Genomic DNA, 26,416 nt, shown 5'->3' with positions numbered 1-26,416 from the left:
ACTTTTTGACTAAAAAGAAAAACCTAATTATCTGTTTTTTTCATCTTACGGGCAAACAGCAAACTGAATGAGGCAGAAGTAATCATTAACACTGCTAAATAAACGAGGGCAATCAACTTTTTGTCTAAAAAAGCAACGATGATCGCAAGAATACCTAAAATACCATGAAGATAGCCATAAATGGTCAAAAAAGTTTGATTTTTAGTATTTTCAGGAATAAGGGAAAAGAAAATGGCATGTTTTGTTAACAGTAAGTAGCAGACGCCAAACAACAAAACAGCAGCAATCAAAAATAATAGAAAAATCATCCGTGAAATCCGTCCTTCTCTTATAAGATAGTTTTAGTATAGCGAAGTGCTAAAGGAATAGCAAAAAGCACAAAAAAGCCACCTGTCTAAAACAGATGGCACATTCAATAAAGAATGGGTAATATCCGTAGATGCCGTTCTTTTTCCCGTAGTATTGATCCCGCAAATTCTAGCAGGTGGGTTCCACGGTCTAAGCATCGAACTACCAAATGAAAAGGCATGTTACCAGCTTTGACACAAGACGGATCCCAATATATCAATAAAAATGTTCGGTCAACACACAGATGGGACAACTCGTACATCACAGAATTCCCACCTTCATAGTAGCATAGGACAACAAAAGTAGCAATAAAGAAGATTGAAAACGGTGACAAAAATCTTTCTCGCTTCCATGAAGCGGCTGCTGAGGGTTAGGTCTGTTTTTTTCGTTGCTGCAATTGTTGATATCTTTGACCCAGAGCTTGCTCGTATTTTCCGGTAGCCTTTGGCTGATAATAGTGAGCTTGCTTGATTTTATCGGGTAAGTATTGCTGATCGACCCACGCATCATCAAAGTTGTGCGGGTATTGATAACCGACGCCTCGGTTCAAGGCTTCAGCTCCTTTGTAATGACTGTCTCTTAGATGATCAGGGACATCCCCGGCATTGCCTGCACGAATATCTGCGATGGCAGCGTCTAGTGCCATATAAGCCGAGTTGGACTTAGGGGATAGACAAAGGTCGACCACAGTATCTGCTAAAGGGATCCTCGCCTCAGGTAAGCCTAATCGTTCCGCTGCTAAGACAGCATTGACTGTTCGAGCAGCTGCCGCTGGATTGGCCAACCCGATATCTTCATAACCGATCACCATCAAACGCCGGCAGATGATTGCCAAGTCTCCTGCTTCTACCAGACGACCCAGATAATGGAGTGCCGCATCAACATCACTGCCGCGGATCGATTTTTGAAAAGCAGAGATGACATCGTAATGGGCATCGCCATCTTTGTCATGGGTCAATGCTTTGCGCTGAACACACTCTTCAATAATTGGCAAAGTCAAATGGATTTTCCCATCAGAACTTGGCGGCGTGGAGCGAGCAGCGAGTTCTAATCCATTGAGTGCACTGCGGAGATCCCCATTGGTCGCTCGTGAAAGATGGAGACGAGCTTCTTCTGTCAACTGGATCGATTCTGTTCCCAAGCCACGTTCTTTATCAGCTAAAGCCGCATCAATGGCGGCTAAAATATCTGATTCTTGCAATGGTTTTACTTCAAAAATCTGTGTACGACTACGGATGGCTGGGTTGATAGTGATATAAGGATTTTCAGTTGTGGCCCCGATCATAATGATTTTTCCGCTTTCTAAATGAGGCAGTAAGAAATCTTGCTTTGTTTTATCCAGACGATGGACTTCATCCAAAAGTAAAATGACTGTGCCGCTCATTTTGGCTTCTTCGGCGACGATTTGAAGGTCTTTTTTCGTATCAGTCGCAGCATTCAGCATGCGGAATGCGTAACGTGTCGAACCGGCGATTGCACTAGCGATACTTGTTTTTCCGGTCCCTGGTGGACCATACAGGATCATGGAAGAGAGCATCTTGGCCTCAACCATCCGGTGAATGATCTTTCCGGGTCCAACTAAATGCTGTTGACCTACGACTTCATCAAGGTTGCGGGGACGCATGCGGTACGCAAGTGGTTGCTGCATAATAAGCTCCTTTCTTTTTTCTTTAGTATATCATAAGAACGTATATTCCCATAAGGAAGCGGGTATTTTGCTATTGAAACTAGTCAGTGGCGATAGAAAGGTCAAACAATTGATAAGATGGTCGTAATCAATAGTAAGTTCCTTGAGAATTGTGTAAAATAAAGAAGGTGAAGAAAATGAATGAAATTGAACAATTATTTGCACAACAATCAACAACAGCGATTGCCCGGCAATTATTAGGGATGTATCTGGAACATGAGACGCCCAGTGGGAAATTAGGCGGTTATATCGTCGACTGTGAAGCTTATTTAGGACCAGAAGATCTGGCTGCTCATAGTTTCGGGATGCGTAACACGCCACGAGTTCGAGCAATGTATGAAAAGCCGGGAACGATTTATTTATATACGATGCATACTCATTTGATTTTGAATTTTATCACACAGCCTGAAGGCATTCCCCAAGGGATCATGATCCGCGGCGTGGAGCCCGTCGAAGGAATCGCACAAATGGAGATAAATCGCGGTAAATCCGGTCCTGATCTCTCGAACGGACCTGGAAAGCTCGTGAAAGCTTTGGGAATTACGCCTGATTATTATGGCCATTCAATTTTTACAAGTCCACTGCATCTTGTCAACGAGAAACGGCGAACACCGAAAGAAATACTCGCTGTTCCCAGAATCGGTATCCCGAATAAAGGGGAGTGGACCCATAAGCCGCTGCGGTTTGTCGTAGCAGGTAACCCATATATTACCAACAGCAGAAAATCTGCTGTTCAGCCAGATCACGGCTGGCAATAGGAAAGAAGGAACGTATAATGGCTAAAGAAACAATGCTGACTTATTTGGACAGACAATTAACAAAAAAAATCCCTGAGTACGATGTTGCCCTTGATTGGGATGCAAGAAACCATACCATCGAACTTGTTTTACGCTTATTTGCAGAGAACCCGAATCATTTGCAGGTAGATGATGCCCAAGGAGTAGCCTCTGAAGAAGAGATCATCGAATTTGAAGACGGTATCTTATTGTTTGATCCCCAAAAGTCTTCCTTTGCAGAAGAGGACTTTTTGGCAGTCATTCCCTACGCAGGCAAAAAAGGAATCCAAAAAGCGTTGCTGGATGCTTTGGTTGATTACATCAAAGAGATTCTGACGGAGGGAGAAAGTGATTTACTAGATTTTCTAAACGATGAGAGTGAAGAAGCGGTCTTCGAACTAGTTTTCGATCAAGATCAGTTGTTAGACCGTATGAATACTTACCAAGAAAGCGATGGGGAATCGTATATTCCTTATCCAAGTTATTAAGGAGCAGATAGATGAAATGGAATGAAGTGAAAGTAGCTACTGCAAGTGAAGCAGTTGAAGCGGTCGCCAACATTTTGATGGAACAAGGGGCCAGTGGTGTAGCAATCGAAGATGTTCTTGACATTGAAAACTTTAAAAGCGATGCCTATGGTGAAGTGTTAGACAAAGAAACCTATACAACGCTGGATGAAGGCGCCCAGGTAACGGCTTATTTCCCCGAGACTATCTTTTTACCTGAAATTTTGCCATTTATTGAGGCGGCGATCGCTCGTTTACCGGAATATGGGTTAGCAATCGGCAAAAATGAGATTACCTCCAGTGAAGTAGTAGAGGAAGAGTGGGCGACTGCTTGGAAGAAATATTATCATCCAGTACGGATCACTCGCTATTTGACGATTGTTCCCAGCTGGGAACTATATGAAACGACGGACCCTGCCGAGAAAATCATTACGCTAGATCCAGGAATGGCTTTCGGAACTGGTACCCATCCGACGACGCGCTTGACGTTACAGGCGTTAGAAATGTATTTACGAGGCGAGGAAACGGTCCTGGATGTTGGAACCGGATCAGGGGTTTTAAGTATTGCCAGCCGCCACTTAGGGGCCAATCAAGTATATGCCTATGACCTTGACGAGGTGGCTGTTCGGGCGGCAAAAGAAAATATGGCACTAAACCCAGTTGCCGAAGCAGTGAATGTTGCTGCCAATGACCTTTTAACAGGTATTGAAATCGAAGCAGACATTATTGTAGCGAATATTTTAGCTGATATCATCTTACTGATGATCCCAGATGCTTGGCGGTTGCTGAAGCCTACCGGAACATTAATTGTTTCTGGAATCATCGAAGCGAAAAAACAACTTGTGATTGATGCCATGACAGAGCAAGGATTTGTTGTTGACCAAATCTTGAATCAAAAAGATTGGTATGCGATCGCACTAAAAAAACCAGAGTAGGGAATGTCATATGCAGCGATATTTTTTGAATGAGGATTATGAGGCGAAGCCTGTTTATGTAGTAGAGGGAGAACCGTTTCATCACATGGTACGTGTGATGCGGATGGTTCCGGATGATTGTGTCTACTTGGTCTTTCAAGACCAAGTAGCGATCCTCGCGAAAATCCAGCAGATCGATGAACAAGCGGTTCATTTGATTGAAGTAGAAAAGGAACAGCAAGACAAAGAATTACCGATTCATGTTACGATCGCCAGCGGGTATCCTAAAGGAGATAAATTGGAATTGATCGTCCAAAAAGGGACAGAATTGGGTGCCGCTAAATTTATCGGTTTTCCCGCCCAATCCTCGGTAGTTAAGTGGGACCATAAGAAACTCCAAAAGAAACAGCAGCGGCTGCAAAAAATTGCCCAAGAGGCTGCTGAACAAGCGCAGCGGCAACGAGCACCGATCATCCAACTGGCTGCTTCGGACAAAGAGTTGTGGGATAGTCTTTCAAACTATGACTATGTGATCGTTGCTTATGAGGAATCTGCTAAAAGCGGCGAGAATGCCAAACTGATCGATATTTTGTCCAAAGCAGCGCCCGGCAGCAAAATCTTAGCAATTTTCGGACCCGAAGGTGGGCTGACACCTGCTGAAATCACTCGTGCTGAATCTCAAGGTGCTGTGATCTGTGGGTTAGGGCCACGTATTTTGCGAACCGAAACCGCCCCATTTTATTTTTTGAGTGCTGTCAGCGTACTAACTGAATTAGTAAGGAAGTGATCAAGTGACGCAATTCAAAGACAAGCTTAGTTTTCGATTTTTACAAGCTGGACTGACGGATTGGTTGTTAAAAGATACGTTTACTGAATTTAACACACTTGGTGTCCAAGAAGTCATCGTGTTGCCTAGTGATTTGCGCAGAGCGAAGCAGTTAACTGAAGGCTCCGAGATCCAAGTCGGCTGTGCAGTTGATTTTCCCTTGGCACAAGGAACAATCGCTAAGAAAGCTTTTGAGATCGGTCATTCCTTTATGGATGGCGCTGATTTTTTAGAAGTCTGGCTACCAGCGGCTTTGTTGGTGGAAAAAGAGCGGACGGCTGATCTGGCGGAGTTAATGGAGACAAGCCGGTCACTGGCTTTGTCTGGTGGTGAGATCCGCTGGGCTGTCAATACTTCACTTATGAATGAGTTGACAAAGATCCAAGTAGCACAGCGTTTGAAAGCATGGGACTGGCCTAGTATTACTCTTGGTCAGCAGTTAACTGTTTCAGATGCGTTGCATGATGTCTCGATTTTTGCTCTAGATGGAGGACCGCAACTGACGATCCAAGTCAACACGGCAGCGTCTGTTACGGATCAGAAATCACTTGCAGAACTTTTACAGGCAGGGGCGGCAAAAATCGGCGTGCCCTTTACAGAGTCAGCGTTACTGTTGAATGAATAAACCGGTATTTTGTCTCGCTTAACCAGAATAGAGAGAATTGAAAAAAACAAGAAAAATTTGTATAATGACACTAATCATAAAAGAAGATGGCCAGGCAGAAGCGCATTGCTTCAAGAGTTCTGCTATTCAGAGAGTTGGGGATAGCAGAATTCTTTAGAAGCGGCTTCTGTCTTGCTTTTTGAAAATAGGAAAAAAGGAGGCGCGTTTCATGGCAAAAGAAGTGATATTATCCGGACCTGGTGTGATCAAGCTCGTGGCCCATTATATGAGTGAAGAACATGTTGCATTTGTACAGAAAGCTTTAGATTATGCGACAGAAGCCCACAAAGATCAGTTTCGCAAGTCCGGCGAGCCTTACATCATCCATCCTATTCAAGTAGCAGGGATTTTAGCGGAACTACAAATGGATCCTCATACAGTCGCCACTGGTTTTTTACATGATGTGGTAGAAGATACGGAAGTGACCCTAGCAGATCTAAAAGAAGTCTTTGGTGCAGATGTAGCGATGCTGGTCGATGGTGTGACAAAATTAGGGAAAATCAAATACAAATCCCATGAAGAACAGCTAGCAGAGAATCATCGCAAAATGCTGATCGCGATGGCTCAAGATTTGCGCGTGATCATGGTCAAATTAGCGGACCGCTTACATAATATGCGTACATTGAAACACCTGCGGGAAGACAAACAACGGCGAATCGCCCAAGAAACGATGGAGATTTATGCACCATTGGCGCATCGTTTAGGGATCAGCCGTATCAAGTGGGAGCTAGAAGATATTTCACTACGTTATTTGAATCCACAACAATATTATCGGATCGTTCACTTGATGCAAACCAAGCGGGAAGAACGGGAAGCTTATGTGTCGGAAACCGTTGAACAGATTCGACTTGCAACTGAAGAACTAGATATTTTTGCTGAGATCTATGGTCGTCCGAAACATATTTACTCCATTTACCGCAAAATGAAAGACCAGAAGAAACAATTCAATGAAATCTATGATCTTTTGGCTATTCGGGTAATCGTTGATTCAATCAAAGATTGTTATGCTGTTTTAGGAACGATCCACACAAAATGGAAACCAATGCCAGGTCGATTTAAAGATTACATTGCGATGCCTAAAGCGAATATGTATCAGTCACTACATACGACAGTGATCGGTCCCAAAGGCAATCCAGTAGAAATCCAGATTCGTACCCATGAGATGCATGAGATTGCTGAATTCGGGGTTGCTGCTCACTGGGCATATAAAGAGGGTAGAACCGAGAAAGTCAAAGCAGACAAAATGACCCAGCAAGTCGGTTGGTTCCGCGAAATTTTGGAACTGCAGGATGAAAGCTACGATGCTTCTGAATTTATGGAAGGTGTCAAAGGGGATATTTTCAGTGACAAAGTATATGTATTCACACCGAAAGGCGATGTCACAGAATTGCCTCAAGGTTCAAGTCCGCTGGATTTTGCCTACAGTATTCATACCGATATCGGGAACAAAACCACTGGTGCAAAAGTGAATGGCAAGATGGTCCAGTTGGATTACAAATTGAAAAATGGCGATATCATTGAAATTTTGACATCACCAAATTCATTCGGACCAAGCCGCGACTGGATCAAGCTTGTAGCTACCAGCAAAGCTAAAAACAAGATCAAACGTTTTTTCAAGGCCCAAGATCGTGACGAAAACATCATCAAAGGGCACGAAGCAGTGGTCAAAACATTGCAAGACATGGGCTTTGTACCAAAAGAATTTTTAACGAAAAGCAAGATGGCAGAAGCCTGCGAACGATTTAATTATCAAACAGAAGATGATTTATTTGCTTCTGTCGGTTTTGGCGAAGTGAGTCCAACTACACTGGCCAATCGTTTGACGGAAGAAGAACGCCGTGAGAAGCAGATCGAAAAACAAAAACAACAAGTACAAGACATGATCAATCAGCCAGCGAAGAAAGAACCAGAGAAAATGAAAGTTCGCCATGAAGGCGGGATCGTGATCGAAGGCGTGGACAACTTACTGATCCGAATCTCTCGTTGCTGTAATCCAGTTCCTGGTGATGCCATTGTCGGGTATATCACGAAGGGCCGCGGCATCTCGATCCATCGCAGTGACTGTCCGAATGTCCAAAGCAAAGAGATCGTCAATCGTCTAATCGATGTCGAGTGGGAAGATACTTCTAACAGCGGCAAAGAATACGATGCAGATCTGGAAATCTATGGTTATGATCGTTCCGGATTGTTGAATGATGTCTTGCAAACAGTCAACGCTGTTACTAAACGATTGGTCAGTGTGGAAGCGAAAACCAACAAAGACAAAATGGCCACGATTAGAATCACGGTCTCAATCCAGAACCTAACACATCTTAAGTCAATCGTGGACAAAATCAAACAAATCCCAGAAGTATATAGTGTCAGAAGAACAAAGGGGTGAGACGCGAGACATGCGAGCAGTCATTCAACGTGTAAGTGAAGCCAGTGTTGCAATCGATGGAACTACTGTAGGAGCAATCCAAAAAGGTTTTTTAGTTCTCTTGGGAATCACTCATGAAGATAGCCAAGAAGATGTGGATTACTTGGTTCGAAAAATCAAAAATTTGCGGGTGTTTGAAGATGAAGCGGGAAAAATGAATCAATCGATTGAAGCAATCGAAGGTGCTATTTTGAGTATCTCGCAATTCACATTGTATGGCGAGACCAAAAAAGGAAACCGTCCAAGCTTTATTCAAGCTGCCAGACCTGAAGTGGCTACACCATTGTACGAAGCTTTCAATGCGGGTCTGCACGCTGCAGGTATCGAAGTGGCTACGGGTCGCTTTGGCGCAGACATGCAAGTGTCATTAATCAATGACGGTCCTGTAACGATCCTGATCGATACGAAGGAAAAATAGGCTGCGTTCACAACGACTGCCTATCCAACATGCCAAAAGAACCAAAGCAAATAGTTTAAAGAGGACTGCCAACATGCAAGTTGGTAGTCTTTTTTAGTGGAAATAAGTCCATCTTGTAGCACTTCTGGTACCAACCCTTTTGTCTTTGGACTATCTTACAAAACTGTAAGATAGTTCTTTCTGATCAGAAATAGTTATTTAAGAGCTGAATCTATTCCTTTTCGTAATGGTAGCAGTTACAAAAAAGTTATTTATTTTTATCCATCTCTAAAAAACTTTCAATAAATTAGATTGTCCTTAAAGCGCAAATGTGAAATAATAGTTAAAAAATAATGTCACTGGAGGAAATGACAATGAATTTTTGGCAGCGTGCATTAAAAAGTGTTACTCGCAGGAAAGGGAAGTCGTTTATTTTATTTTTAGTCATCTTTATTTTAGGTAACGTGATCGCAGGTGCGGTAGCTGTGCAGCAGTCTACTATGAATGTGGAACGGGAAACGAAAAAGAAAATGGGCAACGTTGCTACAGTCGAGTTTGATTATGAGCAGTTTGAGAAAGACAATTCAGGAAAATCAGATGAGGAAGTTTATTCTGAAGAAAATAGTCCGAAAACGCCAAAAACGGCGGACTATGACAAAGTGGGAGAATTAGATTACGTCAAATATTACGACTATACCATGATGGGTTGGTTAGAGACCAAGAAATTCAAAGCCTATACACCAGAAGATGAATCTTTTGGCATGGCGGGCGGCAATTATTTTAATTTAAAGGGCGGCAATCGACCACAGCCATTAGATATGGAAGAAGGCAACATCAAGCTGATCGATGGAGAAGTGTTTAGTGAAAAAGACTTGTCAGAAACCACTAACTCGATTTTGATTAGTAAAGAAGTCGCTGAAAAAAATAATTTGTCGGTTGGCGATCAATTTGTTTGGGATATGTATAGTGAAGTCCCTCAAGATCCGATGGGTGACAGTGATGATAGTACGGCTACTTCAGATGATGAAGATGCAGAGAGTGAAAGTGCAGAAATCCAAACAAAAGTTGTCACAGCTGATTATCCTGTCAAAATTGCAGGGATTTTTAGTGTAGTTAAAAAGGAATCGGCCAATAGTAATCCTTCGCAAGAAGAAAAATCCAATCAAATCTGGCAAGCTGTTGAACAGATCAATACGATTTATGCTGCCAATCAGTTGGTGAAAGATTTTAGTAAATTCCAAAACGAAAAATTGTGGGGAGATACGGTAATGGCCGAAGATACGGAGGCCGAACCGGAAGAGTATTATCAAGCGATGTATGTTTTGAACTCTACCGACGATGTTGAAGCATTCAAACAAGAAGCCAATCCATTATTACCGGATTACTATCATGTGGTAGCTTCCACAGATCAATACGATCAGATTGCCGGAGGAATGAATCGTCTGGGAACGATTTCCCGCTATATCGTGATTGTTGCTGCTATTGCTACGGTCTTTATCATTTCATTAGTCGTTCTATTGTTTTTGCGAGACCGCAAGCAGGAATTAGGGATCTATCTATCTTTAGGAGAAGGCCGTGGGAAAGTGATTGGGCAAATCGTTATTGAAGTGGTGCTCGTCAGCTTAGTCGCTCTAATCTGCTCATTGGTGACGGGAAATTTATTAGGAAGTGCGGTTTCTCAAACATTGATGCAAAGTGACTGGATGACGAATCTGTCCCAAACGGATACCTATTCCATTTCAAGCACAATGATGACAAATACTCTCAGCTATGCGGATGTCCAAAGTGCTTATAAAGTCACTTTTTCTATGGGGTATGTCATCACCTATCTTTTATTGGGATTAGGTACAGTCTTATTGTCTGCAATCTTGCCGTTGTTGTATATTCTACGGCTGAATCCAAAGAAAATCATGATGTAGGGGGAAGAAAAAATGGCTTTGTTGGAAACAAAAGAAGTAGATTACTATTATCAAGATGGCGATCAGCGGCGCTATATTTTGAAAGAAACATCGGTGGCGTTTGAAAAAGGCAAGTTTTATGCCATTTTAGGACAGTCAGGGTCAGGAAAAACCACATTTCTCTCTTTGATCAGTGCGTTGGATACACCTAAAAGTGGCGCTGTTTTCTTTAATGGAGAAGATATTCAAAAAATCGGACATGAGAAATATCGCCGAGACGATATCAGTATCATCTTTCAAAGTTACAATTTGATTCCGTACCTGTCTGCGGTAGAAAATGTTCTAGTCCCAATGTCGATCACGGATAATCAATTGCCGGAGAACCAGCGGGAAGTCGCATACAATTTATTGGACTATATTGGGATCACGAAAGAAAAAGCAGATCGTTTAGTCAATCAGTTGTCTGGTGGGGAACAGCAACGGGTGGCAATAGCTCGTGCACTGGCGACGAATGTTGATATTATTTTGGCAGACGAACCAACGGGAAATTTAGATGAAGAAATGGAACAGGAAATCATCGATATTTTTAAAGATTTGGCTCATATGCATAACAAATGTGTGATTGTTGTGACCCATGCGAATGAAATCGCCCAACAAGCAGACGAAGTACTCTATTTGCGTAAAGGTGTGTTGAATAAAGATGAGTGATTTTTTATCAAATTTCAGTCCTGGTAATTACGATGGCAAGAAACAAAGCTCTCCTAAAGAAACTGAGTTTGACGAAAAAACAGAGCGTAAAGCAGAACCAATTCCAGATTCTCAGACATCTGATCAGGGCGCAGGAGAGAGTAAAGCTGCAGCAGCATCGGATCCGAAGGAAATGAAGCGAAGAACGCGCAAGGAAACTAGCTCTTCTCAACCGGTCAGTCGGTTCGGAAAAGAAGAGACAGAGTTTGATCCAACTTATCGCAAGCGGCAGCGTAAAAAATACGCGCTGATCGCTGGTGCTGTCATTGTGCTGATTGCCATCAGCAGTGTGGTGTATTATCAATTGACTCATGTGAAGGTTCCTGATTTTGCTAAGAAAGATTTATCCGAAGCCCGAACATGGGGCATGGAAGAAGGCGTGGCGATCAAAGTCGATCAAGTGTATGATTTTGAGGTAGAGACCAATCGAATCGTTAGTCAAAGTGTTGCTGCAGATCAGAAGATCAAAAAAGGCAAGACTTTGACAGTCAAAGCAAGCCTAGGTCCTGACCCAGAAGAAATGATCGAGCTGCCCGACTTTTCGTCACTGACTACCGAAGCGGCAAAAGAATGGATCGAGAAACAAAAGGCAGAAAATATCTCGTTGATCGAACAGTATGACGACAAAGTCGAAGCAGGTGTATTCATCAAACAAGAAGCAGCAAATAAAGAGCAAGATCTCAAAGCTTATAAGCGCAAAGATCGCTTAAGCATCTATTATTCAAAAGGAAAAGAAGTCTTCGAGAAGAACATCGAAGTTCCTGATTTTACAGGGAAAAACAAAGGTGAAGCTCAAGAGTGGGCTAAGAAAAATGAATTGAAGTACAAAGAAGAAGCTGTTTTTTCTGATACAGTTGCTTTAGACGTCGTGGTTTCCCAAGAACCAGTCAAAGGCAGCAAATTGGCCAAAAAGGATCAATTTCTTGTCAAAGTTTCTAAAGGGAAAGCATTAGTTGTTCCTGATTTCTCACAGTATACCATCGAGCAAGCAGAGGGGCTAGAATCGAAGATACCGATTCAAGTCAAGACAGTTTATTCTGATCAAATCGGTTATGGCAATTTCATCAATCAGTCGGAAGAGGCGGGCAAAGAATATAGTGACAGCGATACATTGCCAACAGTGAAAGTGGTTTATTCACTGGGGCAACCGTATTTGAAGGATATCCGGCACCAAGCAACGGAAGGCGATCTGCCAAAAATGTTCTTTGATGAGTACAAATCGAAAGGTGCTTCTGTATATTATGATGTCTATTATGTAGATTCAGCAGAACCAAAAGGAACAGTTGTGGAGATGAGCCGTTATGGTGAATTTATTCCATTGGAAGTATCGATCACCATCGGGATTAGTCGCGGAAATCTGCAAGGCGAGACCGAATCATTACCGGTCAGTCCTGAGACAGAAAATGTAAAGGATCCGCTAGAAACAGTCAACAGTGCCACTACCGAATGAGACATTTAGCAATCGGGCCCGTAACAAAGCTACAGAACCCAAGCAATAAGTAAGTGAACTATCTAAATGAAGTGTGTCTTCTGTTTGTCGACAATGACAGACTGAAACAGAAGGATCTACCTACATTTAGATAGTTTTTCTGTTTTTTTACTTGGATTTTGAAAAATGGAGAGAGGTTTTTTGTTATCAAGTAATCACAGGTTTTCAAGCATGCATGCTTGAAAACCTTTTATCGATACGGTACAGTTGAATTGATAACTAGTCAATAAGCAGTATTTTACATAGAGAAGGGACGAAAGAAATGATCAAAAAATTACTAGCAAATGTTGGCGATTATAAAAAAGCCAGCCTATTGACACCGGTCTATGTTGCCGGCGAAGTGGCGCTAGATGTCATTATGCCACTGATCATGGCAATGATGATCGACCAAGGAATTGAAAAAGGACACGCGGGCGTCATTTTGCGCTATGGCGGTCTGCTTTTTTTGTGCTCATTATTGGCACTGATGCTAGGAACTTTAGGAGGACGAACAGCTGCGATTGCTTCTGCCGGTTTTGCTCGAAATCTTCGCCACAACCTTTTTAGCAAGATTCAGGATTTTTCTTTTTCCAATATCGACCGTTTTTCTTCCTCTAGTTTGATCACGAGAATGACCACCGATGTGACTAATGTGCAAAATGCTTACCAAATGATTATCCGAATCTTGGTGCGCAGTCCATTGATTCTGGTTTTCTCACTGATCATGGTTAGCACGATCAGTCCAGAATTGATGCTGGTTTACCTAGTCGTCTTGCCAATTCTAGCCATCGGACTCGCTTTAGTGATTCGCTTTGCTCATCCGCTTTTCTTGAAAGTATTTCGGATCTATGACCGTTTGAACAACGTAGTCCAAGAAAATCTTCAAGGAATCCGTGTGGTCAAGTCCTACGTCAGAGAAGAGCAGCAAGAAGAACTTTTTGACGAGGTGTCAAATGATGTCTACCGCAACTTTACGCTAGCACAACGAATCGTCTCGTTCAATATGCCTTTGATGCAATTCTCGATCTATAGCTGTATGTTGCTGTTGTCTTGGTTCGGTGCCCAACTGATCGTTGAGCACAGCAGCTTGACGACAGGGGAACTGGTTAGCATGTTCAACTATACTATGCAGATCTTGATGAGTTTGATGATGATGTCAATGGCTTTTGTTCAGATTCTGATTGCTCGTACTTCCGCACAGCGGGTGGTGGAAGTTTTGGATGAAGAAAGCGACTTGAAAAATCCGGCATCGCCATTGACAGAAGTCAAAGATGGTTCAATTGTCTTTGAAAATGCTTGTTTCAGTTACGCAAATGATCAAACGAAATTGGCATTGGAAAATGTTAACTTACGAATTGAATCCGGAGAGGTAATCGGGATCATCGGCGGAACCGGAAGTGCAAAATCAACGCTGGTCCAATTGATCCCCCGTTTGTACGATGTAATTGACGGTCGTGTTCTCGTTGGGGGACAAGATGTTCGTGCCTATGATTTGGCAGCATTGAGGGATCAAGTCAGTATGGTTTTGCAAAACAATGTCCTTTTTAGCGGGACGATCAGTGAGAATCTTCGCTGGGGAAACGCGGAAGCAACGGATGAAGAGATTCAGCGGGTAGCAAAAATTGCCCAAGCGGATCCTTTTATCCAAGAATTTCCTGATAAATATGACACGTTGATCTCTCAAGGAGGAAATAATGTCTCCGGTGGACAAAAGCAGCGGTTAACGATCGCGCGAGCGCTGTTAAAAAGACCGAAAATTCTGATTCTAGATGACTCTACTAGTGCTGTTGATACAAAGACAGACCGTAGTATTCGAGCAGGATTGAAACAAGAAATCCCGGGAACGACAACGATCATCATTTCCCAAAGGATCAATTCGATCGAAGATGCCGATCGAATCATTGTGATGGATGATGGGAAAATCAACGGAATCGGAACCCATGAAGAATTATTAACTAGCAATGAAATTTATCGTGAAGTCTACGACTCGCAGCAGAAAGGATTTGGTGAAGGTGAAGAATAGACAAGCAGCAAATCCCCAGAGAACCTTGAAACGGCTGCTGGCGACTATGTTTGGCGATTACAAACTGCAGTTGATTATCGTATTGTTCATGATCTTGTTAAGTGCTTTTGCCAATGTTCGCGGCTCACTTTTTTTGCAAGTGGTGATCGATGACCATATAACTCCGCTGCTGGGACAAAGCAATCCTAACTTCAGCGGTCTGCTGGCAGCTATTATTCAGATGGCAATTATTTATTTAATTGGGATCATTGCTGGTTTGACTTACAACTTTATGATGGTCAAAATCAGTGAGGGCACTCAGAAAAAAATCCGCGATCAGATGTTCAAACATATGCAAAAATTACCGATTGGTTATTTTGATGGCCATTCTGATGGTGATATGATGAGTCATTTCACCAACGATACGGATACATTACGGCAAATGATTTCTCAAAGTATTCCCAATTTGATGATGGCTGCCGTCACATTTTGCTCGGTTTTCATTGCGATGTTTTCCATTAGTATCCCATTGACTTGCTTTGTACTGGTTTCGGTCATTTTGATGCTGAATGTGATTCGGATCATCTCCCGCAAAAGCGGCCGCTTCTTTGGCGCACAGCAACGGGATCTAGGCGCAGTCAATGGCTATATTGAAGAAATGATGCATGGACAGAAAGTTGTCAAGATCTTTAACCATGAACACGTTGTCATGCAGGAATTTGATGCTTTGAATGACCAGTTGCAATCCAGTGCTACAAAGGCCAATGTCAATGCCAATACATTGATGCCGATCATGATGAACTTGCTGAATGTTCAATACGTGCTGATCGCAATTATCGGCGGGCTCTTTGCCATCAATGGTGTCTCGGGACTAACCGTAGGGATGATTGCTTCTTTCTTACAGCTTAGCCGTTCGCTGAATGGACCGATCAGCCAAATTTCACAGCAGATCAACTTTGTGATCATGGCTTTGGCAGGTGCAGAACGTATTTTTCATTTGTTGGATGAGACCCCAGAGATTGATACAGGGTATGTCACGCTAGTCAATGCCAAATGGGAATCTGGCCATTTAGTGGAAACAACAAATCGTACAGGACTCTGGGCTTGGAAACATCCTCACGAAGATGGAACTGTTACGTACACAGAATTGACTGGAGATGTTCGTTTTGAAGCAGTTGATTTTGGGTATGTGGATCATCAAATGGTTCTGCATGACATCAATCTTTTTGCTGAACCGGGACAGAAAGTTGCTTTTGTGGGAGCAACGGGAGCCGGTAAGACGACCATCACTAACTTGATCAATCGTTTTTACAATATTCAAGAGGGAAAGATCCGTTATGATGGCATCAATATTCAAAAGATCCAACTAGAATCTCTGCGGCGCTCATTAGGGATCGTCTTGCAAGATACACATTTATTCACAGGAACGATTCGAGAAAATATTCGTTTTGGTAAACTGGATGCCACGGATGAGGAAGTAGAAGCGGCAGCAAAACTGGCGAATGCGGATATGTTCATCAATCATTTACCTGAGAAGTACGATACCGTAATCACGGGGGATGGCGAAGGGCTGTCACAAGGACAGCGACAGCTACTAGCAATTGCCAGAGCGGCGATCGCCGATCCGCCTGTTATGATTTTAGATGAAGCGACTTCCAGCATTGATACGCGAACAGAGCGGATCGTCCAGTCTGGAATGGACCGGCTGATGCAAGGACGGACAGTTTTCGTGATCGCTCACCGTCTTTCGACGATTCAGAATTCAGATGTGATCATGGTGATGGATCATGGTCGAATCATTGAACGAGGTACTCATGATACGTTATTAGCAGAGAAGGGGACCTATTACCAACTGTATACAGGAAAAATTGAGTTAGACTGATTTTTTCCCAGGAAACGAAGACCGGATTTAAGGGTCTTCGTTTTTTTTCTTGCTGCTGTGCTATACTAAAGAAAAACTATGAGGAGTAAGTGGATAGATAGGAGGAAATAGGATGCATTTAACGGTTTCACAGATCCAATTGAATGAGGAAATGTATGAACTGGGTGTCACTAATCAGGGGGCAGCTTATTTTGGTCGTTTAGCAGAACATGCAGAGTTGGCTCTTTTTTTCCCATATGCAGAAATTCGTGAATGTTCTCAGACACCAGAAAGGTATGCAAAGCCGCTGAAAGCCTATTTCGCCGGGGAGCCAGTAGCCTTCGATTTTCCTTTTGACTTTGTCGGTACACCGTTCCAACAAACTGTTTGGCAAGCGTTAACTGAAGTCCCTTATGGAACGACTGTCAGCTATAGTGAATTAGCGGCGAGAATCCAACGTCCTAGTGCCGTCCGAGCGGTTGCCAATGCTGTCGGACGCAATCCGATGATGATTATTGTCCCTTGCCATCGTGTCCTGGGAAAAAATGGTCGATTGACTGGTTATCGGGGAGGTTTGCCGATCAAGCGGAAACTATTACAGCTGGAAGGGATTCCTTTCAAGGACTGAGCGCATTTTTTCTGCAAAAATTTACTAGGTCTTCTTCTCGAATTTAGTGCTTCATAAATTGTTTGTTTAAAAGTAAAAAATACTAAAAAGGCGTTTCTTTTTATGCTACCTTTGATATAATGGAGTTGTTTCCGTTTACAAAAAAGGAGTGGAGAAGATGAAGCGAATGAAGTTGCAAAATGGTTCAGATATCCGTGGAATCGCGCTTTCGACAGCAGATCTTACAGCGGATTTAACAGAAGATGCAGTGAAAGAAATTGCTTCAGGTCTGCGGACCTGGTTGCTGCAGCGATATACGGAACCCTTAAAAGTGGCAGTTGGTCGTGATAGTCGTTTAAGTGGTGAAACGCTGCAGCAGGCGTTTATGAACCAATTGCGAATAGAAGGGATTACGGTTATTGATTGTGGGCTGGCTACAACACCCGCGCTATTTATGAGTACCCAGTTTGCTGATTTTGATTGTGATGCCGGTGTGATGCTGACAGCCAGTCATTTGCCCTATTACTTTAATGGAATCAAGATTTTTAGTAAATCTGGTGGTGCAGAAAAAGAAGATATCTCGTTTATCTTAGCACATCCTGAAGCTCATCCAGCTGACCAACTCGGCGAGTATTACCAACGAGACTTACTTACTCCCTATGCAGCAGATATGGTGACGAAAATTCGTCATGGGATGCAGACAGAAGAAGAACAGCCATTGGCTGGAATGAAAATCATTGTGGATGCTGGAAATGGCGCAGGTGGTTTTTTTGCAGAGCAAGTTTTAGTGCCGTTAGGGGCAGATACGAATGGTTCACAGTTTCTGGAGCCAGATGGACACTTCCCTAACCACATTCCTAATCCGGATAATAAAGAAGCGATGGCTAGTATTACGGAAGCCGTTTTACGAGAACAAGCAGACTTGGGGATCATCTTTGACACCGATGTCGATCGATCCGCTGTGGTGACCAAAAGCGGACAGCCGCTGAACCGCAACAACATGATTGCTGTTTTGAGTAAAATCGTCTTATCTGAACATCCGGCTGCGAGTATTGTCACGAATTCCCCGACCTCCACTCATCTAAAGTCATTTATTGAATCGCTAGGTGGTCATCAAGTGCGTTATATTTCCGGGTATCGTAATGTCATCAACAAAGCGATCGCTCTTAACGAAAAAGGCATTAATGCTCAGTTGGCGATTGAAACTAGTGGACATGCAGCATTCAAGGAAAACTATTTTTTAGATGATGGTGCATATGTTATTGCGAAGATCTTGATGTTGCTGCCAACACTTCGTGCGCAAAATATCAGTTTGGAAGACTTGATCGCGGCGCTGAAACAGCCAGTTGAAACCCAAGAATTGCGTTTCAAGATCAATGATTCAGATTATCGCGCAACCGGGGAGAAGGTTATCGCATCGCTAGCGCATCATCTCCCATCGGGGTGGCAGATTGACAATGAAAATGAAGAAGGCATCCGTATACAGGTTTCTGCACCTTATGGACAAGGGTGGTTTTTGTTGCGGTTGAGTTTGCATGAACCATTATTGGTCTTGCAGATCGAAAATGACCAACCTGGACATTTGCCGGCGATCGTCCGCGAAATCAGTGAACGTTTGCTGCCGTTTGAAGCGATCGATCAGTCTGCAATCAAACAATTTTTAGAAAAATAATGAATAGAGAATGAAGGGTTAATGTTGGTATTTATTATGTTAGTGATCATGGCTGTCACTTATGGTGTGAATCTTTTTCTGATAGCATACATGAGAAAACGGCCGCAGATCGATGTGGTAGAACGATTGTCTATGTTACTGGGCGTCAATATGAGTGTCTTGTTTGTAGATGGGATCGTTTTATTTGTTGGAAAGTTATTATTAGAAGCAGCGATGATTATTGAATAGACAAAGAAACTCTTAGAGAGTCAGAGAAAAAGAACTTTTTGATCTGGCGGATTTGAGAGTTTTTTTAGCTTTTTTTAAAGCTGGGATTATCATTCGCTTTCGATTTAGATATTTGTTAAAGTAAAGAAAAGAAGTGGAGGGGAATATTCAGATGGCAAAAATCATGGTAGTAGAAGATGAAGCAGTTATTCGCCAGCTGATCATCGAAGAACTTGAAAAATGGCAATTCGAAACATTTGGAACAACTGATTTTCATCAGGTTTTTGACGATTTTGAAGAGCAAGAACCGCAATTGATTTTGTTGGACATCAATTTGCCGGTTTTTGACGGCTATTATTGGTGCCAGAAAATCAGAGAGACATCGAAAGTACCGATTATTTTTATATCAAGCCGTAATACGAATATGGATATGATCATGGCGATGAACATGGGGGCAGATGATTTCGTGACGAAGCCATTTGAGATCGATGTCTTGATTGCAAAAATCAATGCACTGCTGCGCCGTTCCTATAACTATGTCGAAAACAACAGCGAAACGCTGGTTCACAATGGGCTTACTTTGAATATCGACAACAGCAGCATGCAGATCAATGATGAGGTAATTGATTTAAGCAAAAATGAGTATCGATTATTATATATATTGATGAAGAATCACGGGAAGATCCTTAGTCGAGAAAAGCTGTTGCGAGCGCTCTGGGATGATGAACGTTTTGTTGACGACAATACATTGACTGTCAATATCAATCGCTTGCGTCGGAAGATTGAGCAAGCCGGTATGGATAATTACATCGAAACCAAAGTTGGACAAGGGTATATTGTGCCATGAACAAACCGATGTCATTCATTGCCTTCTTAAAAGACCGCTGGTTACTTCTGATTGGTTGGGTGATTTTTTTCTTGCTGATGATTCTAGTGATGTGGCTGACACCTGATTTCCCCATCGACTGGGGAACTGTTGGCTATCTTTTTTTGATGGAATCAGTCGTTCTACTGCTTTTTTTGGGCGTTTTTTATATTACTAAACGTCGTTTCTGGCAAAAGCTCACATTCCATGAGTCAGACAGTGTCTTACAAAACTATATTCATGGTGCGCGTTCATCAGAGGAAGAACTGGTTCAAAACTATATCAATCAGCTGATTCGCGAACACCAAGACTTGATGCAGCAAGTGATAAGCAATCAAGAAGAGCAAAAGGAATACATTGATTCTTGGGTCCATGAGATTAAAGTACCTTTGGCAGCGACGCGCTTACTGTTAAATTCGATTGAATTTGATATTCCAGATGAAAAGTATATTTTACTGGAAAACGAAGTGAATCGGATCAATGAGTATGTGGAACAAGTGCTGTATGTGGCACGTTTGGACAGTTTTTCCAAAGATTACCTTGTTCAAGAAGTGTCATTGAAAGCAACGATTCAGCCGGTTATTCGCAGTCAAGCCAACGTGTTCATTCAGAAGAATATTCACTATGCGATTAAAGGGGGAGACCAGCAAGTATTAACTGACGGCAAATGGCTGAGTTTTATTTTTCGGCAAATCCTCAGTAATGCATTGAAGTATACTCCGGAAAATGGGCGAATCATTGTCCAAATCCAAAAAGATGGGCAAGGAACGCGTCTTTCGGTAGAAGATTCTGGAATCGGTATTCCGGCAGAAGATCTAAGGCGAGTCTTTGATAAGGGATTTACTGGTGAGAATGGTCGGAAGACGGATATGCACTCGACAGGGTTAGGGCTCTATTTAGCCAAGAATCTGGCCAAAGAATTAGGAATTGAGTTAACGATTTCATCGGTTGTAGGAGAAGGGACAACCGTCACGCTTTACTTCCCTCTGCTAAGCTACTATCAAGAAAATCGCTAATGATTTTTTGAGAAATACCATTTAGTTCTTGTCTCTATACCGTTTTCACTGATACACTGAACCTTGTGTGTCAAATTGAATGATAAGGATGGATAAGATGAGTATAGTATTTGCTTTAATACCGATGTTTGCCTGGGGCAGTATCGGATTGGTCAGTGGAAAATTAGGTGGGGATGCGAATCAACAGACATTAGGAATGACAATTGGTGCATTCCTTTTTTCACTGATTGTTTTCTTTGTCACTATGCCTACGATTGATGGCTGGATCGTAGTGATTGGTTTGCTGTCAGGACTTTGCTGGTCAGTTGGTCAAAATGGTCAATTTCATGGAATGAAATATCTGGGCGTTTCGGTGGGGCTTCCGTTATCTACTGGTATGCAATTGATCTTAAATACAATTGCTGGAGCCCTTTTTTTTGGCGAATGGACGCAATCACGAGACTATTTGTTGGGAATCACCGCATTGATTTTATTAGTAACTGGTGCCTATTTGACCGCACGACAAGACGGGGAACAAATGCCTGAGACAGAAAACAAGATGTTGGATTTTCCTAGAGGCTTTCGTTCGTTGATTTCCTCAACAATTGGCTATGGTGCTTACACAATCATTATTACTTGGGCGGGAATTGACCCATTGGCAATTATCTTGCCTCAGAGTATAGGCATGCTGATTGGCGCTAGTTTCTTTGCTCTAAGAAAAACCAAAGTCAATCGGGCGGTCTGGAAGAATACATTATCAGGATTGTTGTGGGGAATAGGAAATGTTTGTATGTTGATAACAGTTCAACAGATCGGACTGGCCGTGGGTTTCTCGCTGTCACAGATGGGGATTATTATCTCTACACTGGGAGGCATATTCTTATTAGGGGAGAAAAAAACCAAAAAAGAGTTCAAATATGTGGTTTTTGGTTGCTTGCTTGTTATTTTTGGTGGTATCCTTCTAGGGTATATGAAAGCTGCATAAGTAGTGAAATTTAGGAGGATTTATGGATTTATTTCGTAAAAAAACTATTGAAGCCAGTCCCGTTAGTCATTTGAAAAAAGATTTGAAATTGAAAGACTTGATCATGTTGGGTATTGGCGCAATCATCGGCACAGGGATTTTTGTTGTGACCGGTGTGGCTTCTGCTGTATATGCAGGGCCAGCATTGATCTTGTCATTTGTCTTAGCGGCTTTTGTCGTTATCTTATCAGGGCTCTCTTTTGCGGAGTTTGCTTCCCGTATCCCTGTATTAGGCGGTGCCTATTCGTATGTGTATGTTGTATTTGGCGAATTTGTTGCATGGCTCGCTGGCTGGTTTCTGCTATGCGAGTTTATGTTGGCAGTATCTTCGGTGGCCTCTGGCTGGTCCGGTTATGTCCAAGGGTTCTTGACAAGTATCGGTGTGCATCTGCCAAAAGCGCTGACTGCTGGCTATAATCCTGGCGAAGGAACGTACATTGATCTGATTGCAGGATTAGTGATCATTTTTGTGACGATTTGGGTAAGTCAAGAAGCCAAAAAAGCCTTGCGATTGAACAATGCTATGGTTTGGGTCAAATTCGGGATCATTGCGCTTTTTATCTTTTTTGGGGTATTTTTTGTGAAGCCAAGCAACTGGCAGCCGTTCATGCCTTTCGGATTTTCGGGCGTCTTTAATGGGGCGGCACTTGTTTTCTTTGCTTTTTTGGGCTTTGATGCGGTCGCAATGGCTGCGGAAGAAGTTGAAAATCCGAAAAAAGATGTGCCCCGGGGAATTATCGGTTCAATTGCGATCGCTACCTTATTGTATATCGTGGTCACGCTGATTTTGACTGGAATCGTTCCCTTTACAGAATTGAATGTCAATGATCCGGTAGCTTTTGCCATGCGATATATCGATCACGGCGTAGTTGGTTCGGTGATTTCGGTGGGTGCCATTTTAACGCTGCTGACAGTGACGATTTCCATGATGTACTCATTAGCACGTTTGCTTTATGCTATCAGTAAGGATGGCTTGTTGCCAAAATCATTGCAAAAAATTGATCCTAAGCATAAGACACCGAAAAAAGCGACTTATGCAGCTGGAGTCGTCGCCTTCTTTTTTGCCGCAGCTTTTCCATTGAATATTTTGGCAGAATTAACGAATATCGTGGCATTGGCCTACTTGATCTTAATGTCGTTGGGGATCATCAAGCTGCGTAAAATGATGGGCATGCCCAAAAAAGGGGAATTCAAGGTGCCGCTTGTGCCAGTCTTGCCATTAGTTTCTGTTGCTAGCTGTTTGTTCTTGATGACGCGATTGCAGACAGCCACTTGGATCGTTTTTGGTATTACGATCGTCATTGGTTTGCTGATCTATTTTATCTATGGGTACCGCAATAGTGCATTGAATGAAGAAAACCAGCAAGAGCGTTAGTGTTTGCTAACGCTCTTGTTTTTGTTCATGTCTTGGCAGGAAACCAAAAGTGATGACACTGTAAAAAACGAGCCCCTGAGAGATTCCCAGAGTCTCGTTCAGCTAATAGAAAACAGTATTGCGTCTGCCTGAATTATTTGTTTCCAGTCAAGTCTAACAAGCGATCTTTGAGGTCTTCTTCCAAGTGACCCAATTCCACTTCGGCCGCTCTGCGTTTTTCTTTTCCTTCTTTTTGGATACGCAATGTTTCCTGAATTGTTTCGACAAGATCGTTTTGCGTTTTTTGCAGCGTTTCGATATCAACGATTCCTCGTTCGTTTTCTTTAGCTGTTTCGATCGCAGAGACCTTCAGCATTTCAGAGTTCTTACGTAAGAGATCATTCGTTGTTTCCGAAACTTGGCGTTGTGCAGTAACCGCATCTTTTTGACGCAATAAAGTCAGTGCGATAACGACTTGGTTTTTCCATAAAGGAATCGCTGTATTGACAGATGCCTGAATCTTTTCTGCTAATGCTTGGTTGGTATTTTGGATCAAACGGATCTGTGGTGCTTGTTGGATCGTGATCTGACGGGCCAAGCGCAAGTCATGGGTCCGCTTATCTAAGCGATCCAAAAATTGCGTATAGTCATTGGCGATCTGTACATCCATCTGATCATTCGTTTCTTGTGCTTTTTTCATTGCTTCAGGAATAATCGTTGTTTGTAGTTCTTGCATTTTTAACTCACCGGCAGCAATATAGATATTCAATGCATCGAAGTAATCTTTGTTTTTTTGGTAAAGCTGTTCCAACATCAAATTGTCTTTTAACAGACCGTCTTTTTCTTTGTCTAATTTAACAGCGATTTTATCGATTTGAGCACCGATTTTTTGGTATTTAGCGGTGATCTCAAAAATCGATTGTTTGACTTTGCCAAACATCCGTTTGAAGAGATTGCCTTCTCCTGCCCGTAATTCATCTGGATTAGCTTCTTGCAGACGATACATCAACTCTGTCAATGAATCACCAACAGGTCCGATATCTGCTGCTTGCACATGATTCAGCATCGATTGAGAGAATTCTCCCAGCTTGGTTTGAGCAGCTGCGCCATAGGTAATGACTGCTTGTTGGTCGGTTGGATCAATCTTATTCGCTAACTCTTGTGCCTGTGCTTGTCGCTCAGGTGGTAATTTATCAATTAAGCGAGAGGCTTTTTGTTGTTCTTGCAAGGCATTGATCTCTGCCTGCTGGGTTGTCGTCAATGTATCGACAGGGGTTGCAAATGGATTATTCAATAGATCATCAAGAGTATCGTTTACTGGTTTAACTTGATTTGGTGTCTCCGTCATTCTAACTCCTCCTAAGTCTTGTTTCGAAAAAAATCTAGCCTGGGCTAGATTTTTTTTTGGATCGCTTCATTCGAAGATCGAGCAAAGGAATCCATCCCTATTCATTATCTCGTTTTATGCTTTGTTTGGCAATGGATAACTCGATATCAAGATCATCTAAATCATCTGCCACAAACTGCTGATAATCTTTAGCGATCAACGAGGCCATTTGTTCAATGATTTGAGTGCTTTCTTCGATTTTTTCATAGGTTTCACGGCTTTTGATCTCATGTTCATTGATCTCAATGAATTTGTCTGTCAAATCAACCATGTTCGGCAAATGGGTGTAAAGAAAATGACTCGCCGAATGTAATTTCGTCGGTTCTTTGACCAACTCTTTGAACAGTGCTTTCGAAGCGCGTAATGCATCATGACGCAAGTCGATCGCTTTTAATTTATTGCTGCGGTTGATGTTTTTTTGTAAATGCTCGATCTGTTGTTTGGTTTGATTCATGGTTTCTCGGAACAGTTCGATTTCACTTGGAGACATACCGCTTTTCAAGTAATGCGCTTCTTTTTCTTTCGTCAGTATAGGTAACACATTGGGATTTGCTTCTACCTTACGCCCCTTCAGACCGATAAATACCAGAATCGCGCCAACGATCAGCAACAAGACAGTAAATAAATCAGTGCCTGTGGAACTGATAAAGGCAAAAAGTGTGATTACAGCGATCGCAGAAACGATCAGCCAAATATTTTTTTTCATTTTTCCTCCTCCTAAAATTCTTTGGACAAGTAATATAGGGATTGTTCGACATCCTTATTTTAGCATGTTCACTAGTAGAAAAATATCAGACTTGGGGTGGATTTTCCGATATTTAGTAAAATCATAATCTTTCTTGCTCTTTCTTAAGGAGATATTTTTGAGAAACTATGCTAAAGTATTTTGTAGAAAAGACGTTAAAGGTCAGGTGAAAAAATGTTAACCTATAAAGATTTTGAAGAAAAAACGATTGCCAGAAACGAGATTTTTCATGGAAAAATCATTGATGTCGTTGTTGATGATGTCGCATTACCAAATGGCGGTACTAGCAAACGAGAGTTGGTCTTTCATCCAGGCGGTGTTGCAGTGATCGCTGTGACAGAAGAAAATAAAATGATTTTTGTCCGCCAGTTTCGCAAGCCATTAGAGAAAGTCATTTTAGAGATTCCGGCAGGCAAGATCGATCCAGGAGAAGGTGCACAGCCCGAATTAACTGGTGCTCGTGAATTAGAAGAGGAAACCGGCTACCGAGCATCAACGTTGGAACATGTGCATTCGATGTACCTTTCCCCGGGCTTTGCTAATGAAGTGCTGCATTTGTTTCACGCGAAACAATTACAAAAAGTAGAGAACCCGCTGCCTCAAGATGAGGATGAAGTATTGGAAGTGTATGAATTGACAATGAAAGAAGCCAAAGCAGCAATCGCAGATGGAACGATCTGTGATGCAAAAACGATTTTTGCGATTCATTTTTGGGAGCTTTTAGAATTGAAACGGAGGAACAGCCGTGCCTAAAGAACCACTGATCACCCGCTCTGAATTGCGTCGACGTCGTGAAGAAGAAATGGCTGCTTCTGAGCGAAACCAAAAGATCGTTGCTAAGCAAGCAAACAAAGAGTGGAAGCAAAAAGAAAAGCAAATCGACAATCATTATCGGAAAGTCCGTAAAAAAAATAAAGCGATCACTAAAACGAGAGCAGGAGAAAATCAGAAGTCCCGCAACTTGAATACTTTTTTGATCAAAGCAATCGTGGTAGTGGCATTGCTGCTGATCGTAGTTGCATTAGCGATCTTTTTGCTTTAAGGAAC

25 protein-coding genes and 1 other RNA gene are annotated in these 26,416 nt (G+C 42.3%); 21 read left to right on the top strand and 5 right to left on the bottom strand.

Annotated features, from left to right (window positions below):
• Nucleotides 1–23: 23 nt before the first annotated feature.
• From HED61_RS01540 to HED61_RS01530, 3 genes are all read right to left on the bottom strand, one after another.
• Nucleotides 24–308 (bottom strand): hypothetical protein, encoded by a 285-nt coding sequence (locus tag HED61_RS01540; RefSeq protein ID WP_003128458.1) that lies wholly within the window; start codon nucleotides 306–308, stop codon nucleotides 24–26.
• Nucleotides 309–426: 118 nt separating this feature from the next.
• A non-coding RNA gene (gene ssrS, locus HED61_RS01535) (6S RNA) lies at nucleotides 427–621 on the bottom strand.
• Between the two features lie 97 nt (nucleotides 622–718).
• The gene (locus HED61_RS01530) at nucleotides 719–1,996 is read right to left on the bottom strand and encodes a replication-associated recombination protein A (protein WP_113850252.1); all 1,278 of its coding nucleotides are present in this window, start codon (nucleotides 1,994–1,996) and stop codon (nucleotides 719–721) included.
• A 176-nt stretch (nucleotides 1,997–2,172) separates the two neighbouring features.
• Here HED61_RS01530 and HED61_RS01525 point away from each other — a divergent pair, with 176 nt between their 5' ends.
• The 19 genes from HED61_RS01525 (at nucleotide 2,173) to HED61_RS01435 (ending at nucleotide 23,258) form a co-directional block, all read left to right on the top strand.
• Nucleotides 2,173–2,793, top strand: coding sequence for a DNA-3-methyladenine glycosylase (locus tag HED61_RS01525; RefSeq protein ID WP_219645414.1), 621 nt, complete (start codon nucleotides 2,173–2,175; stop codon nucleotides 2,791–2,793).
• Nucleotides 2,794–2,810: 17 nt separating this feature from the next.
• Nucleotides 2,811–3,299, top strand: a complete 489-nt coding sequence (locus HED61_RS01520; protein ID WP_003128461.1) for a DUF3013 family protein — start codon at nucleotides 2,811–2,813, stop codon at nucleotides 3,297–3,299.
• Nucleotides 3,300–3,310: 11 nt separating this feature from the next.
• Complete coding sequence (gene prmA / locus HED61_RS01515) at nucleotides 3,311–4,252, top strand: 50S ribosomal protein L11 methyltransferase (RefSeq protein ID WP_219645413.1); 942 nt, start codon at nucleotides 3,311–3,313, stop codon at nucleotides 4,250–4,252.
• 10 nt (nucleotides 4,253–4,262) lie between these two features.
• A complete protein-coding gene (locus HED61_RS01510; RefSeq protein WP_005472847.1) occupies nucleotides 4,263–5,018 on the top strand; it encodes a 16S rRNA (uracil(1498)-N(3))-methyltransferase in 756 nt (251 codons plus the stop codon).
• Nucleotides 5,019–5,022: 4 nt separating this feature from the next.
• On the top strand, nucleotides 5,023–5,682 hold the full coding sequence (locus HED61_RS01505; protein WP_005472845.1) for a beta/alpha barrel domain-containing protein: 660 nt from the start codon (nucleotides 5,023–5,025) through the stop codon (nucleotides 5,680–5,682).
• A 208-nt stretch (nucleotides 5,683–5,890) separates the two neighbouring features.
• A complete protein-coding gene (locus HED61_RS01500) occupies nucleotides 5,891–8,101 on the top strand; it encodes a RelA/SpoT family protein (RefSeq protein ID WP_003128466.1) in 2,211 nt (736 codons plus the stop codon).
• Between the two features lie 10 nt (nucleotides 8,102–8,111).
• A complete protein-coding gene (dtd, locus tag HED61_RS01495; RefSeq protein ID WP_003128467.1) occupies nucleotides 8,112–8,558 on the top strand; it encodes a D-aminoacyl-tRNA deacylase in 447 nt (148 codons plus the stop codon).
• 353 nt (nucleotides 8,559–8,911) lie between these two features.
• On the top strand, nucleotides 8,912–10,456 hold the full coding sequence (locus tag HED61_RS01490) for an ABC transporter permease (RefSeq protein WP_005472842.1): 1,545 nt from the start codon (nucleotides 8,912–8,914) through the stop codon (nucleotides 10,454–10,456).
• Nucleotides 10,457–10,468: 12 nt separating this feature from the next.
• Nucleotides 10,469–11,143, top strand: coding sequence for an ABC transporter ATP-binding protein (locus HED61_RS01485; protein ID WP_003128471.1), 675 nt, complete (start codon nucleotides 10,469–10,471; stop codon nucleotides 11,141–11,143).
• Nucleotides 11,136–12,632, top strand: coding sequence for a PASTA domain-containing protein (locus HED61_RS01480; RefSeq protein ID WP_176333075.1), 1,497 nt, complete (start codon nucleotides 11,136–11,138; stop codon nucleotides 12,630–12,632). Before HED61_RS01485 ends, HED61_RS01480 begins: the two co-directional genes overlap by 8 nt.
• A 301-nt stretch (nucleotides 12,633–12,933) precedes the next feature.
• The gene (locus tag HED61_RS01475; RefSeq protein ID WP_005472838.1) at nucleotides 12,934–14,673 is read left to right on the top strand and encodes an ABC transporter ATP-binding protein; all 1,740 of its coding nucleotides are present in this window, start codon (nucleotides 12,934–12,936) and stop codon (nucleotides 14,671–14,673) included.
• Nucleotides 14,612–16,534 (top strand): ABC transporter ATP-binding protein, encoded by a 1,923-nt coding sequence (locus tag HED61_RS01470; RefSeq protein ID WP_197081171.1) that lies wholly within the window; start codon nucleotides 14,612–14,614, stop codon nucleotides 16,532–16,534. Before HED61_RS01475 ends, HED61_RS01470 begins: the two co-directional genes overlap by 62 nt.
• Nucleotides 16,535–16,646: 112 nt before the next feature.
• A complete protein-coding gene (locus HED61_RS01465) occupies nucleotides 16,647–17,141 on the top strand; it encodes a methylated-DNA--[protein]-cysteine S-methyltransferase (RefSeq protein WP_171917771.1) in 495 nt (164 codons plus the stop codon).
• A gap of 157 nt (nucleotides 17,142–17,298) precedes the next feature.
• On the top strand, nucleotides 17,299–18,792 hold the full coding sequence (locus HED61_RS01460; protein WP_171917770.1) for a phosphohexomutase domain-containing protein: 1,494 nt from the start codon (nucleotides 17,299–17,301) through the stop codon (nucleotides 18,790–18,792).
• Nucleotides 18,793–18,813: 21 nt separating this feature from the next.
• Nucleotides 18,814–19,020, top strand: a complete 207-nt coding sequence (locus HED61_RS01455; RefSeq protein WP_003128478.1) for a hypothetical protein — start codon at nucleotides 18,814–18,816, stop codon at nucleotides 19,018–19,020.
• Between the two features lie 151 nt (nucleotides 19,021–19,171).
• Nucleotides 19,172–19,846 carry a two-component system response regulator SapR gene (gene sapR / locus HED61_RS01450; protein WP_003128479.1) on the top strand — a complete coding sequence of 225 codons (675 nt, stop codon included), beginning with the start codon at nucleotides 19,172–19,174 and terminating at the stop codon, nucleotides 19,844–19,846.
• Nucleotides 19,847–19,854: 8 nt separating this feature from the next.
• Nucleotides 19,855–20,880, top strand: coding sequence for a two-component system sensor histidine kinase SapS (gene sapS, locus HED61_RS01445; protein WP_041119852.1), 1,026 nt, complete (start codon nucleotides 19,855–19,857; stop codon nucleotides 20,878–20,880).
• Nucleotides 20,881–20,977: 97 nt separating this feature from the next.
• A complete protein-coding gene (locus HED61_RS01440) occupies nucleotides 20,978–21,844 on the top strand; it encodes a GRP family sugar transporter (protein WP_003128481.1) in 867 nt (288 codons plus the stop codon).
• 22 nt (nucleotides 21,845–21,866) lie between these two features.
• Entirely contained in the window at nucleotides 21,867–23,258 is a 1,392-nt protein-coding gene (locus HED61_RS01435; RefSeq protein ID WP_081131424.1) for an APC family permease, read from the top strand.
• Between the two features lie 133 nt (nucleotides 23,259–23,391).
• Here HED61_RS01435 and HED61_RS01430 read toward each other — a convergent pair whose 3' ends face one another.
• Both HED61_RS01430 and HED61_RS01425 read right to left on the bottom strand, forming a co-directional pair.
• Nucleotides 23,392–24,585, bottom strand: coding sequence for a toxic anion resistance protein (locus tag HED61_RS01430; protein ID WP_003128483.1), 1,194 nt, complete (start codon nucleotides 24,583–24,585; stop codon nucleotides 23,392–23,394).
• Nucleotides 24,586–24,682: 97 nt separating this feature from the next.
• Nucleotides 24,683–25,330 (bottom strand): 5-bromo-4-chloroindolyl phosphate hydrolysis family protein, encoded by a 648-nt coding sequence (locus HED61_RS01425; RefSeq protein ID WP_003128484.1) that lies wholly within the window; start codon nucleotides 25,328–25,330, stop codon nucleotides 24,683–24,685.
• 213 nt (nucleotides 25,331–25,543) lie between these two features.
• Between HED61_RS01425 and HED61_RS01420 the strand changes: the two genes are divergently transcribed.
• Both HED61_RS01420 and macP read left to right on the top strand, forming a co-directional pair.
• Nucleotides 25,544–26,122 carry an NUDIX hydrolase gene (locus HED61_RS01420; protein ID WP_219645412.1) on the top strand — a complete coding sequence of 193 codons (579 nt, stop codon included), beginning with the start codon at nucleotides 25,544–25,546 and terminating at the stop codon, nucleotides 26,120–26,122.
• Entirely contained in the window at nucleotides 26,115–26,411 is a 297-nt protein-coding gene (gene macP, locus HED61_RS01415) for a cell wall synthase accessory phosphoprotein MacP (RefSeq protein ID WP_003128486.1), read from the top strand. The genes HED61_RS01420 and macP overlap by 8 nt, the downstream gene beginning before the upstream one ends.
• The last annotated feature ends 5 nt before the right edge of the window (nucleotides 26,412–26,416 follow it).

The sequence above is a fragment of the Enterococcus gallinarum genome (assembly GCF_021496385.1).
Taxonomy (GTDB): domain Bacteria; phylum Bacillota; class Bacilli; order Lactobacillales; family Enterococcaceae; genus Enterococcus_D; species Enterococcus_D gallinarum.
The sequence above is the reverse complement of the archived record's forward strand: the minus strand, read 5'-3'. Positions and strand labels throughout refer to the sequence as shown.